We start from the raw sequence: 13,177 nt of genomic DNA, 5'->3' as shown, positions 1-13,177 counted from the left end.
CGTCCCCGTGCCACTTCCTCACCGGAGACGTAATGCGCAACTCCCTCACTAAGGTCGCCTCGCTGGCTTTGCTGGCCGGTGCGCTGATTGTTCCGGCGGTGCCCGCCTCCGCCACCACGACGGCCACCGCCGCCCACACCGCCAAGGTCGCCGACGACCCGTTCGCGGTCTTCGACATCAACCTGAAGGCGTCCAAGACGGCCAAGGCGGGCGGCCTGATCAAGTACAGCCTCAAGGCGACCAACACCGGCCCGTACTCGGCCGACGCCTGGTTCGTGGGCGGCCAGTTCCCGAAGGGCGTGGACCTCCGGAAGATCCGCTACAACGCCCCCAAGGGCACCATCTGCGCCCTCGACGGCCGCGCCCTGTACTGCAGCGTCCCCTACGTCCTGGAGAAGGACGACTGGGTCCGTCTGGACTTCTACGCGAAGCTGAAGAAGAGCGCCGCGGGCACGCAGAAGGCGACCCTCGGCGTGATCACGTACGACGTCCAGCAGGGTATGTGGGACCAGGAGAAGGGCACGTGGTCGCTGGCCCAGGAGGAGCTTGAGCGCCTCGGCATCCCCGAGCGCGGCTACGCCAAGACCGCGAAGACCAGGATCGTCCGCTAGTCCTCGCGACCGCTGCGCCCGTGTCCGAATGGCGAGCCTGCTGCGCGGGCACGGGACCGGGCGCAGTACCGTGGCTGGATGTGGACCAGCGCACCCTCCTGATCACCCTGACCGGCCCCGACCGGCCCGGTGTCACCTCCAGGCTCTTCTCCGTGCTGTCCGGGTTCCCGGTGACGGTCGCGGACATCGAACAGGTCGTCATCCGCGGCAGACTCACGCTCGGCGTGCTCGTCGCGTACGCCGGCGGCCCGTCCACCGGCACGGGCACCACCCTCGGCGCGATGTGGACCGCCGTCGAGCGGGTGGCGGAAGACCTCGGCATGGAGGTCGAGCTCTCCACCGGCTCCCAGACCAAGGAACAGCGTCGCCGCGGCCGCCTGTCGGTCAGCGTGCTGGGCGCCACCCTCCAGCCCGCCGCCATCGCGGGCATCGCCGGCCGCATCGCCGCCGCCGGCGCCAACATCGATCGCATCGAACGCCTCGCCCAGTGGCCCGTCACCTGCATCGAGCTGTCGGTCTCCGGCGCCAACCCGACCGCCCTGCGCGTCGAGCTGGCCGCCGAGGCCGCCGCCCAGGAGGTCGACGTCGCCGTCCAGCGCACCGGCCTGTCCCGCCGGGCCAAGCGGCTCATCGTCATGGACGTCGACTCCACCCTCATCCAGGGCGAGGTCATCGAGCTGCTGGCCGCGCACGCCGGCTGCCTCGACGAGGTCGCCAGGGTCACCGAGCAGGCCATGCGCGGCGAGCTCGACTTCGCCGAGTCGCTGCGCCGCCGGGTCGCGCTGCTCGAAGGGCTGCCCGCCGAGGTCTTCGAGCAGGTGCGCCAGGAGGTCGTGCTCACGCCCGGCGCCCGCACCCTCGTCCGTACGCTCAAGCGCCTCGACTACCGCTTCGCCATCGTCAGCGGCGGCTTCACCCAGATCACCGACGCCCTGGTCGAGGAGCTGGGCATCGACTACTCGGCGGCGAACGTCCTGGAGGTCATCGACGGGAAGCTGACCGGCCGCGTCGTCGGCGAGATCGTCGACCGTCCGGGCAAGGCCCGCGCCTTGGAGCGGTTCGCCCGGGAGGCCAAGCTGCCCATCTCCCAGACGGTGGCCATCGGCGACGGCGCCAACGACCTCGACATGATCGCCGCGGCCGGGCTGGGCATCGCCTTCAACGCCAAGCCCGTCGTCCGGCAGGCGGCCGACACCGCGGTCAACACGCCCTACCTCGACTCGATCCTCTACCTGCTGGGCATCTCCAGGGACGAGGTCGAGGCCGCCGACGCCGAGGACGGCGTGCTCACGTCCTGAACCGGGCGGTGACCTCGGCGGCCAGGTCGAGCGCGTCCTTGCAGAGCGACCTGAGCGCCGGGTGGGCGGTCACCGCGTGCCGCAGCCGCCTGCGCACCGCCGTGCCCTCGCCCGCCACCGCCTCCTCCATCAGTGAGCTGACCTCCCGCGCCACGTCGTCGAGCTCCGACTCGAAGGCGTCGGCCGCGGGCGGCGGCTCCCGCTCCCGTACGGCCTGCCCCACGGCGTCCAGCCGGTCGGCCACCGCGTCCAGGACGCCCGCTGTGGCGTCCGAACCCGGCTCGGCCCCGCGCAGCACGGCGCCGAGCAGGATCGCGTCGTCCCTGAGCTTCCTGGCCAGCGTCAGCGCGGCGCGCAGCTCGGCCGGCGCGCTGCCGCCCGGCTCCTTGTCCAGTTTGTCCAGCGACTCGCGCAGCCGGTCGGACGCCGTCCCGGCGGACTCCGTACGGTCGGGCAGCCGGTCCAGGTCGCGTTCGGCCAGCGTGCGGATGAGGTGGCCGTGCTCGCGCAGCAGTTCGGCGGACAGGCCGCGCAGCCGTCCGGCCTGGCCGCGCGGCCACAGCAGCCGCGCCGCCACCAGCGCCAGCACGCCGCCGCCCGCGGTGAGCGCCAGCCTGATCCCCGCCGCCTCCCAGTCGAGCCGGGTCGAGAAGTCGGTGAGCATCATGGCCAGCGGCGTCGCGAAGACCGACCAGTAGCCGTAGCTCACCTCGCGCAGCGCGAACCCGAGCGTGCCGAACACCAGCACCGTCCCCACGATCGTGTACGGCCCCGGCACCGCCGCCAGGATCAGCGCCGCCCCCGCCGCGCCCGCCACGGTGCCCGCCACCCGCAGCACCACCCGCTCGACCGTGTCCCCGTAGGTGGGCCGCACCGCCAGCAGCACGGTGAACACGAACCATTTGCCGTACTGCTCGTGCACCCCCAGCATCAACGCCATCGCCACGGCGGCGGTGATCCCCAACCGCCCGGCATGCTCGGGCCCCGAGCCTCCAGGCGCCGGCTTCCACGCCATCCCCGGCTGCTTCCCCGGCAGTCCGCCGCGGTCCGCCGTACGTTTCCCGGTCAGCACCCCGCGACCCGCCGCGTGTTTCCAGGTCGGCACCCCACGGCCCGCCGCGTGTTTCCAGGTCGGCACCCCACGGCCCGCCGTGCGTTTCCAGGTCAGGCCGGGCAGGACGCCGCGGCCTGCCGGAGGCGTGTGGTGGGCGGCCAGGGAGCCCACCGTGCGCACTCCCAGCGCGATCCGGTCGAGGCAGCGCCGGGCCTGCCCGAGCACCGCGCCGCTACGCAGCGTCGCCGGGTCGCCGGCGGGCTCGCGCGCGGCCAGGCGCTCGGCGTAGTCGGCGGTGACGGCCAGCGCCTCCACCGCCCCGGCCCGCCGCCCGTCCGCGGCCACCCGCAGGTCCGCGGCCAGCGTCGTGGCCACGTCGTCGATCCCGTCCTGCTCGTCCGGGGCCGCCGCGCGCAGGGCGCGCAGCGCCACCGTCTCGTGGAAGATGCGGACCAGCGCCTTCACGTACGCGTCGGCGGACCTGCCGGTCGCGTCCATGGTCTCGAACGCCGCCGACGCCGTGGCCGCGGCGCCCAGGGCCTTGGACGCGCGTTCCCTGAGGTCGTCCCAGCCGTCCCGGCCGTCCCGGTCGTCGCGATCGTCCCGGTCGTCGCCGGCCAGCCCGTCGAGCAGCCCGGCCGTCGCCTGGACGGCCTCGTCCAGCGCCGTCGTCAGCGGGTCGAACCGGCGCAGCGGCCACAGGGCCAGGGCCAGCACGGCGTACAGGAGGCCGCCGAGCACCATCAGCTCGGGCGGCCCGAAGCCCGCGGGCACCGCCAGGTAGAACCCGGTGACCAGGGCGAACGCGGGCGGCGTGCCCACCGTACGCCACCTTGCGCCCGCCGCCGCGGCCAGCCCGAGCGCCAGCACCGCCCACCAGGGCCGGTCCGCCAGGAACAGGCCCAGCCAGCACCCGGCCGCGATCAGCACGATCTTGATGGCCATGAACCGCGCCCGCGCCGCGTACGGCTGCCCGTACGTGTCCCCGAACGCCGTCAGGTACGCCCCGAGAGCCAGGAAGGCCCCCGACTGCGGCCGCCCCGCCAGCACCCCGGCCAGCAGCGGCCCCGCCACCGCGAGCCCGCACAGCAGCCCGTAGCCCCAGGGGGGACGCGCGGGCAGCGAGAAGCCGTCACGCAGCGCTCTGGCGGCCCCCCGCATAGGCGTCGCCCCCGGTCAGTGCTCCTTGGGATCCCAGTGGGTGACCAGGCGTCCCTCCCCCGGCCACAGGTCTACCCACGCGGCCTCCACCTGGATCACCGCGAACGCCCCCGGCCGGAAGCCGTAGTCGCCGCCGCCCAGTTGCAGGGCCAGCTCGTGCACTGCGGGATTGTGCCCGCACAACACGACCGTGCCCAGCTCGGGGTCGGTCCTGTGGACCAGTTCGAGCAGTTCCTCCGGATAAGCCTGGTAGATGTCGCGCTCGTAGCTGATCTCCATGCCCGGAAAGGCCAGCTCGGCCGTACGCCTGGTCCGCAGCGCGGGCGAGCAGAGCACCGCGTCGGGGCTCAGCCCGGCCGCCCTGATCTCGTCGCCGGCGCGACCGGCGTCCCGCTCGCCGCGCTCGGTCAGCGGACGTTCGCGGTCGGCGAGACCGGGCACCTGCGCGGCCTTGGCATGGCGGAGCAGTATCAGGGTCCGCATCACGTCATCCCCTCGACGCCCAGATCCCGAGCCCGACGATCACGGCCAGGATGGCCAGCATCGCCAGCAGGATCAGGACCAGCGTCTTGCCCCCCGAGGGCCGGTTGTCGTCTTCCACCCGCCCAGTTTCCCACCGCACCCCCACCCTCACCCGCCCGGGAACCCCCAACCCCCGAGAACCCCCGCCTCGCCCCTCGCCCCTCGCCACTCGCCCCTCGCCACTCGCCACTCGCCACTCGCCACTCGCGAAAGCGTCGCGTGGCCCTGTGCCCGGAGCCATCCCCTGGATTCCCCCACACGCGAAGACGCCCGCCCCGATGCCGGAGCGGGCGTCTCGTGAAGCGACGGCTACGACGCCACGGGCTCGTGCTCGCGGTCGTTGTTGGCCGGCTCGCTCGTCACCGACCTGCGCTTGGAGACGATGATGGCCACGACGACCACCGCCACCGCCACCACCGTGATGCCGATCCGCAACGCGGCGTTGCCCGCGTACAGGACGACGGACGGCGCGACCAGCAGCGCGACCAGGTTCATCACCTTGATCAACGGGTTGATGGCCGGCCCCGCGGTGTCCTTGAACGGGTCGCCGACCGTGTCGCCGATGACCGTCGCGGCGTGGGCCTCGGAGCCCTTGCCGCCGTGGTGCCCGTCCTCGACCAGCTTCTTGGCGTTGTCCCACGCGCCACCGGAGTTGGCCAGGAAGACGGCCATCAGGGTGCCGCAGGCGATCGCGCCGGCCAGGAACGCGCCGAGCGGCGCATAGCCGAGCGCGAACCCGACCGCGATCGGGGTCATCACCGCCAGCAGGCCGGGCGTGGCCAGCTCGCGGAGCGAGTCGCGGGTGCAGATGTCCACGACGCGGCCGTACTCGGGCTTCTCGGTGCCGTCCATGATGCCCGGCTTGTTGCGGAACTGGTCGCGTACCTCGAAGACCACCCGCATGGCCGCGCGGCCGACCGCCGAGATCGCCAGGCCGGAGAACAGGAACACCACCGCGGCGCCGACGATCAGACCCACCAGGACGTTGGGCTGGTCGATGCTGAGGCTGAAGGTCGAGAAGGCGCCCAGCGCGTCCTTGATGTCCTGGCCGGCCCTGGAGAGCTGGTCCTCCACCGCCGTACGGAACGCGCCGAACAACGCCGTCGCCGCGAGCACGGCCGTGGCGATGGCGATGCCCTTGGTGATGGCCTTGGTGGTGTTGCCGACGGCGTCGAGGCTGGTGAGCACCCGCGCGCCCTCGCCCTCGACGTCGCCCGACATCTCGGCGATGCCCTGGGCGTTGTCGGAGACCGGGCCGAAGGTGTCCATGGAGACGATGACGCCGACCGTGGTCAGCAGGCCGGTGCCGGCCAGGGCCACCGCGAACAGCGCGATCGTGACGTTCCCGAACCCGAGCAGGAACGCCCCGTAGACCGCGCCGCCGATGATCAGCGCCGAGTAGACGGCCGACTCCAGGCCGACGCTGATGCCGGCCAGGATGACGGTGGCCGGGCCGGTGGCCGAGCTCTCGCCGATCTCGCGCACCGGACGCCGGTTGGTCTCGGTGAAGTAGCCGGTCAGCAGCTGGATCGCGCTGGCCAGCACCAGCCCGATCAGCACCGCGCCCACCGCGATCAGGCGTGGGTCGGCGTCCGACGTGACGGTCGAGCCCGACAGGGCGCTGAAGCTGCTGGGCAGATACCAGAAGGCCGCCGCGGCGACCAGCACCGCCGAGATGGCGGCCGAGATGAAGAAGCTGCGGTTGATCGCCGCCATGCCGCTGCGGTCGCGGTCGCGCATCCCCGTGACGAAGATGCCGATGATCGCGGTGAGCACGCCGATCATGGGCACGATCAGCGGGAAGATCAGACCCTGCTCACCGAAGGCCACCTTGCCCAGGATGAGGCTGGCGACCAGCATGACCGCGTACGACTCGAACAGGTCGGCCGCCATGCCCGCGCAGTCGCCGACGTTGTCACCGACGTTGTCGGCGATCGTCGCGGCGTTGCGCGGGTCGTCCTCGGGGATGCCCTGCTCGACCTTGCCCACCAGGTCGGCGCCGACGTCGGCGGCCTTGGTGAAGATGCCGCCGCCGACTCGCATGAACATCGCCAGCAGCGCCGCCCCGAACCCGAACCCTTCGAGAACGTGGGGCGCCTCGCCCTGGTAGATGAAGACGACCACGGCCGCACCGAGCAGCCCGAGGCCGACGGTGAACATTCCGGCGACGCCGCCGGTACGGAACGCGACGCGCATGGCGCGCTTCTCGCCCGACTCGTTGGCCGCGGCGGCGACACGCACGTTTCCGCGCACCGCCAACCACATGCCCATGAATCCGGTCAATGCGGAGAACACCGCACCGACCACGAAGAAGATCGAGCGACCGACGCGTACGTCCATTTCGCCCGGCAGCAAGAGCAACAGGAAGGGAATGACGATCACGAAGATCGCCAGTGTGCGGAATTGGCGCGTGAGATAGGCAGCCGCGCCCTCCTGCACGGCTCGCGCGATGTTCTGCATGCGTTCGGTGCCCTGGCCGGCGGACAGCACCTCGCGTACGAGACCGCCGGCGACGGCTAGCGCGATCAGCGCGACCGCGGCGACCACGATCACGATGGTGAGATTGTTACCGCTCAGGGACAGATTGGGCGCTGGCTCCAATGCCAGCATGTGCCTGCTCATCGTTCTCCTCGGCAAGACCGGTCGTCCTGCCCGAACGGTGCTGCGGATTTCTCGGCGGGCGGGTGCGGCACCATCCGGGTTGTGGGTGCCGCTTCCGGTTGAATCCGCGGTTCCGCCGGATCACCTTGGCCGGTGCCGGGAGTCTACGCAGGCACTGAACGGATATGAAGGCTCTCGGGGCGGCTATTTGCGCGACCGTTCAGTAATCCCCTGACAGCAGGCCGGTTTGTGATCTGACAGGCGAAATTTCCTCGCGTTTACGGGCATGACAAGCCCCCAAATCGGACCGCCCGAAACCCAGATTTAACCCAGCGACACGCCGACACCCCACCCCGCCCCGCACTCCCACCCGAAACACAGCCGTGCGGCACCACCCGCGCCGGCCTCCTCGATGGCCTTACGCCACCGGGAAGCTACGCAAGCCTCGACGCCGATCCGAAGCTCCTACGCCGGCCCCCCTCCCCGACGCCGGCCCGCTTCCCGACGCCGGTTTCGAGACCTGACGCCGGCCACCATGCCACCGGTTTCAGGGGTTCATGCCATACACCCCGGCGCCGGCCAAGTGACTCGGCCAGCTATCCCCCGCCTATCCACAGGCTGTGGACAACTATGGGCCATCTTCCACAGGCACCCTGAGACGATCAAGAATCCCGGAGCGCAGACACGCTACCCCCTCAGGCCGCGTCAAAGGAGCCCAAGCCGCCAGATATCACGGACCAGCACCCCGACACCCGGGAAATTCCAGGACCGCCCGGCTCGCCAGAACCACGTCGAATACCACCACGAACCTCCCCCGTCGAGCCCCAGCGCCATGCCTTCACATCAGGCGAGGCCCCAGATCCCTACACACCCAAGCGGTCTGCGGCGCACTGAGCCTCCGCAGCATCACGCCCGATCACACTCGAGGCCGTTGAGCTGGACGTCAACCCGTCCCTGCGCATCACGTGAACCAGGTGATCGCCTGGCCGTGCGATCGGGTCCAGGCGAGCGGCCTCCCGTCCAGCGCGAGGACGTTGTACAGCGCCTCGCCCGGCGGCGTCGGGAGCTTGTCGTAGGGCAGCACGTCCGGGGCCTCGTTCGCGATCCAGTGGCCGGGTAGGCCGCGTACCGCCTCGGCGAACGCCACCCGTCGCGGCATCGGCACGTGGTACAGCACCGAGCTGTGGAACACCACCAGCGTCGCATCGGGCGGGGACTGCGCGGCCAGCGCCGACAGGTCGTCCACCAGATCGCCCCGTACGAGCAGCGGCGGGTCGGCCGCGACCACGGCCGCCGCGGCCCGCAGCCTGGCGCGGCGATGCGCGTGTTCAGGCCAGATGAGGGCGTCAAGCCAGGCGAGATCCGCGGGGACGGTCACGTCAAGCGGGTTCAGATCCAGGCCGGCCCGCCACACCACCTGCGGCAGACCGGTCGGCGTCGCCATATCGGTGGACGCGCAGGCAAGGACAGGCTCCCCGGCGCCGACCAGGTGATCGCCGTAACGGTAGGCGTACCGGTCGGGGTAGAGGCACAGCCCGGCGGACGCGCCGACCTCCAGCAGCGCGAGCGGCTGCGGTAGCGCGTTGAGCACCGGCAGCAGGACGGCACACCGTCCGGCCTCGTTCGTCTGCGTGGTCCGGGTACGCATCTCCGCTTCGATCACCGGCCAGTTCGCCACCGCGTGATCGTGGAACTCGGCCGGATCCTCCACCGGCCCACCCAGCAGCCGAACTACGCCGAACAGCAGGTTCGGCTGCCGCTTGGCCGGCGGGAGCCCGTCGAGCAACGCCAGGAGCTCGAGATCCCGCGTCACCGCGTATGCCAGCCGCTCGTACGTGGGCGACACACCGTGCGCTTCACGCGCGGCGAAGTCTGCGTAGATCGCTGCGGTCGTCATGTCCCGATGATCGCAGCGAACCCCTTCCACACCCAGCCGACCGCGCTCTCGAACGGATTCATCAGGCCCTCTTCGTCACCCCGAGCCTCGGGCGCCGCATCGGGCCTTCACCCAGCCCGACCCCGGCAACCTGTGACGACTCCCCAAACGGGAGCCCGCCATCTCGCCGCAGCCCATGGCGACCGGGTGTGCCGACTGCGGGCTTCTGGCCCCGATCGGAGGCACCCACCAACATCGCGGCGAGGGCTCTTCGCCCTGCCTTCCCACCGCACCAAGCCATCCAAGGCATGCCGAAAGAGCCCCGGACGCCTGGACCTCGGCGTCCTCATGGGCACAAGAAAGGTGCGATCCGACAGGGAGGAAGGCATGCCATAACCGGACACCCCCTCATCCCCGTCTATCGCCCTCAACCAGACCCGACCAGCCCGAACACGACCCTCAGAAAACAAGGGACCGATCCAAGCGCCGTCAGGTCAGGAACCCGCCCCGTTGGAGGCGGGCCAGCTCATCCGGATGTTCGTCCCCTTGGGGCTGGGGAAGACCTCGACGTCATCGGCCAGACCGGTGATCACGGCGAGGCCGAAGCCTGACATGAACGAGTCAGAGAGCATGCCCAGATCGAGCGGCTGCTCCTGCTTGATCTCGTCACTGGGGGCCAGATCGCTGACCGTGACCTCGAAACGCCCGGAGTCGTCACGTAGCTCGATGCGGATGGGCTCGCCCGGACAGTGAAGTCGATGCGCCTCGACCGCCCGGGAACATGCCTCACCCACGGCGAGCCTGACTTCGTCCAGCAGCGATTCCTCGACGCCGGTGCGACGGGCGATCGCCGTGGCCACCAGCCGGGCGGTCCGCACATGCGCGGGGAGAGCGCTGAACGTCAGCTCGACGGTAGCCATGCTACTTGTCTTTGCCGTGAGCTTCCTTGGCCTCGTCGACGGAAGCGTAAATCCCGAAGACCTTGGTCAGACCGGTGATACGGAAGATCTTGAGGATGCGCTCCTGGGTGCACACCAGCTCAAGCGAGCCGTCATGCGCCCGGACCCTCTTGAGCCCTCCGACGAGCACTCCCAACCCCGTGGAGTCGAGGAAGTCGACCTTCTCCATGTTCACCAGAAGGTGGAAGTTGCCCTTGTTCACCAGGTCGATGAGGAGCTCACGCAATCTCGGCGCCGTGTAGACATCGATCTCACCCTCGACCTCCACGATGGTGAGTCGGTCTTCGGTGCGGTGATCCAACTTCAGATCCACAGATCCTCCAGCGCCTCGCCTGCGAAAGTACTCTTGCGGGCCTGGCAATCTGGAGCGTGGCCCCAGACTGTCCGACCCTGACGCGCGGCATTCAACCACGCGTCTGGCTTGTGTCTATACGAAATCACGATTCCCGGCGACTTTGCCCATCGATGCAAGACTGGAAACAGTGACTTCCACGCCATCCTCCCCACAACAAGCAGGTCCACTCCTCGCCCACCTGCTCGGAGTTCCCGCACGTCATGAGCGTGTTACCCATGTGGAGCATGTTCCAGCACGTCAGGCGGGTCAAGCCCGTTGGCCCGACTGGGCGCCGGAAGTCCTCGTTACGCGCTTGGCGAACCGTGGAGTCACAGGACTCTGGCCCCACCAGTACGAGGCCGCCGACCTGGCTTTCCGTGGCCGAAACGTGATCATCAGTACGGGCACGGCCTCGGGCAAGTCCCTGGCGTACCTCACTCCGGCGGTCGCGTCCTGCCTCGACGGCGGCACCGTCCTGTACCTGACGCCGACCAAGGCCCTGGCCGCCGACCAGTTCCGCGGCCTGCGCGAGCTGCGCATCACGCAGGTGCGCGCCGCCTGCTTCGACGGTGACACCCCCTTCGAGGAACGGACGTGGATCCGCCAGCACGCCAACTACGTCCTGACGAATCCGGACATGCTCCACCGTGGCGTCCTGCCTCGCCACGCGCAGTGGTCTTCGTTCTTCCGCCGTCTCCGCATGGTGGTCGTGGACGAGTGCCACGGATACCGCGGCGTCTTCGGCTCGCACGTGGCCCAGATCCTGCGCCGCCTGCGCCGCGTCTGCGCCCGGTACGGCTCGCGCCCCACGTTCGTGCTCGCCTCGGCCACGGCGAGCGAGCCAGGCGTGTTCGCCATGAGGCTGACGGGGCTTGAGATGGACGAGGTGACCACGGACGCCTCGCCGAAGGGTTCGACCACCATTGCCCTCTGGGAGCCGCCCCTGACGGATCTGCGGGGCGAGGGAGGGGCTCCCGTACGCCGGACGGCGACCGCGGAGACGGCCGACCTCCTCGCGGACCTCGTCCTGGCGAACGTACGGACGCTCGCCTTCGTACGTTCGCGCCGCGGCGCGGAGACGGTCGCCCTGTCCGCCCGCGCCAAGCTGGCCGACGTGGCCTTCTCCGTCACCGCTCCCTGGCCTCCGTCCGCCACCTCCGAAACCGCGCCGACCGACGCCTCCGGCTTCCCTGAGGCCACCCCCCACAGCTCCTCTCCCGCTTCCGGAAGCGCCGCTCCCGACGCCATGGGCCCGCTTGCCAACGCCACCAGCGTCGCCGACCCGGGCGCCGACGCGACGGGCCGGCCCGATGCCCTCCAGGACCTCCGTCACCCCACACCTCCGAGCCCTCTCACCTGGGCCATCCCCGACGACGTCGAGGACCTCGCCGCCCTCCCCGACAAGGTCGCCGCCTACCGCGCCGGCTACCTCGCCGAAGACCGCCGCCTCCTGGAGAAGGCCCTGCGCGCCGGCACCCTCATGGGCCTGGCCACCACGAACGCCCTCGAACTCGGTGTGGACGTCTCGGGCCTGGACGCCGTACTGATCGCCGGCTGGCCCGGCACCCGCGCCTCCCTCTGGCAGCAGGCCGGCCGGGCCGGACGCGACGGCCAGGACGCCCTCGCCGTGCTCATCGCCAGGGACGATCCCCTGGACACCTACCTCGTCCACCATCCGCAGGCCCTGTTCGGCCGGCCGGTGGAGGCGATCGTCCTGGACCCGGACAACCCGTACGTCCTGGGCCCCCACCTGTGCGCCGCCGCCGCCGAGATCCCGCTGACCGACGACGATCTGCCCGTCTTCGGCACCACCACCCCCGATGTCCTGGACGACCTGGTCGCCCAGAACCTGCTGAGACGCCGTCCGGCAGGCTGGTTCTGGACCCGCCGCGAACGCGCCACCGACCTCGCCGACATCAGAGGCGGCGGAGGCGCCCCGATCCAGGTGGTCGAGTCGTCGACCGGCCGCCTGCTCGGCAGCGTGGACGAACCCTCGGCCCACACCACGGTCCACACCGGCGCGGTCTACCTCCACCAGGGCGAGACCTTCCTGGTGGAGACCCTCGACCTCGACTCCGGAGTCGCCCTGGTCGAGGCCGCCAACCCCGACTATTCGACGTTCGCCCGCGACATCACCGACATCTCCATCCTCGCCACCCAGCGCTCCCGCCCCCTCGGCCCGGGAACGCTGCACTTCGGCGAGGTGGAGGTGACCAGGCAGGTGGTCTCGTACCTGAAAAGACGTATGCAGTCGGGCGAGATGCTCGGCGACGAACCCCTCGATCTGCCGCCCCGCACCCTCCGCACCCGCGCGGTCTGGTGGACGCTGCCCGCCACGGCGGTGGCCCCGCTCGCGGCGGCGGACATCGACCTGGGCGGTGCCGCACACGCCGCCGAGCACGCCTCGATCGGCCTGCTCCCCCTGTTCGCCACCTGTGACCGATGGGACATCGGCGGCGTCTCCACCGAACTGCACGCCGACACGGGCCTGCTCACGGTCTTCGTGTACGACGGTCACGAAGGCGGCGCCGGCTTCGCCGAACGCGGCTACGCGCGCGCCACCGACTGGCTGACGGCCACGCGCGAGGCGATCGCGTCCTGCGAGTGCGAACGCGGCTGCCCCTCCTGCATCCAGTCCCCGAAGTGCGGCAACGGCAACGAGCCCCTGCACAAACGCGGCGCACTCCAACTCCTGGACATCCTCCTCACCCCTGGCCCTCCGGCTTAGCTCCCGCCCTCCTCCGTCGACGCGGGACATGTC

The 13,177-nt window shown here is 70.7% G+C and carries 9 protein-coding genes; 3 read left to right on the top strand and 6 right to left on the bottom strand.

Annotated features, from left to right (window positions below; all coding sequences use genetic code 11):
* Positions 1-32: 32 nt before the first annotated feature.
* A complete protein-coding gene (locus ACIA8R_RS03855; protein ID WP_357692551.1) occupies positions 33-611 on the top strand; it encodes a hypothetical protein in 579 nt (192 codons plus the stop codon).
* 80 nt (positions 612-691) lie between these two features.
* Positions 692-1,909, top strand: a complete 1,218-nt coding sequence (gene serB / locus ACIA8R_RS03850; protein WP_357692554.1) for a phosphoserine phosphatase SerB — start codon at positions 692-694, stop codon at positions 1,907-1,909.
* Here the strand turns inward: serB and ACIA8R_RS03845 are convergent.
* The 6 genes from ACIA8R_RS03845 to ACIA8R_RS03820 all read right to left on the bottom strand — a co-directional run bounded on the left by ACIA8R_RS03845 (position 1,899) and on the right by ACIA8R_RS03820 (position 10,395).
* Entirely contained in the window at positions 1,899-4,124 is a 2,226-nt protein-coding gene (locus ACIA8R_RS03845; protein WP_397036378.1) for an FUSC family protein, read from the bottom strand. The genes serB and ACIA8R_RS03845 overlap by 11 nt on opposite strands.
* Before the next feature lie 15 nt (positions 4,125-4,139).
* Positions 4,140-4,607: a histidine phosphatase family protein gene (locus ACIA8R_RS03840; protein WP_364082712.1), complete on the bottom strand. Its 468-nt coding sequence runs from the start codon at positions 4,605-4,607 to the stop codon at positions 4,140-4,142.
* 348 nt (positions 4,608-4,955) lie between these two features.
* On the bottom strand, positions 4,956-7,268 hold the full coding sequence (locus ACIA8R_RS03835) for a sodium-translocating pyrophosphatase (protein ID WP_397036376.1): 2,313 nt from the start codon (positions 7,266-7,268) through the stop codon (positions 4,956-4,958).
* A gap of 940 nt (positions 7,269-8,208) precedes the next feature.
* A complete protein-coding gene (locus tag ACIA8R_RS03830) occupies positions 8,209-9,144 on the bottom strand; it encodes a DUF2332 family protein (RefSeq protein WP_397036374.1) in 936 nt (311 codons plus the stop codon).
* A 473-nt stretch (positions 9,145-9,617) separates the two neighbouring features.
* The gene (locus tag ACIA8R_RS03825) at positions 9,618-10,043 is read right to left on the bottom strand and encodes an ATP-binding protein (protein ID WP_357692567.1); all 426 of its coding nucleotides are present in this window, start codon (positions 10,041-10,043) and stop codon (positions 9,618-9,620) included.
* Position 10,044: 1 nt separating this feature from the next.
* A complete protein-coding gene (locus ACIA8R_RS03820) occupies positions 10,045-10,395 on the bottom strand; it encodes an STAS domain-containing protein (RefSeq protein ID WP_043629845.1) in 351 nt (116 codons plus the stop codon).
* 409 nt (positions 10,396-10,804) lie between these two features.
* Here ACIA8R_RS03820 and ACIA8R_RS03815 point away from each other — a divergent pair, with 409 nt between their 5' ends.
* On the top strand, positions 10,805-13,144 hold the full coding sequence (locus ACIA8R_RS03815; protein WP_397036372.1) for a DEAD/DEAH box helicase: 2,340 nt from the start codon (positions 10,805-10,807) through the stop codon (positions 13,142-13,144).
* Positions 13,145-13,177 lie beyond the last annotated feature (33 nt).

Origin of the sequence: Nonomuraea sp. NPDC051191 (assembly GCF_044455665.1) — a bacterium.
Classification (GTDB): Bacteria; Actinomycetota; Actinomycetes; order Streptosporangiales; family Streptosporangiaceae; genus Nonomuraea.
Note: the sequence above shows the minus strand (reverse complement) of the source record. Positions and strands in the feature narration are given on the sequence as shown.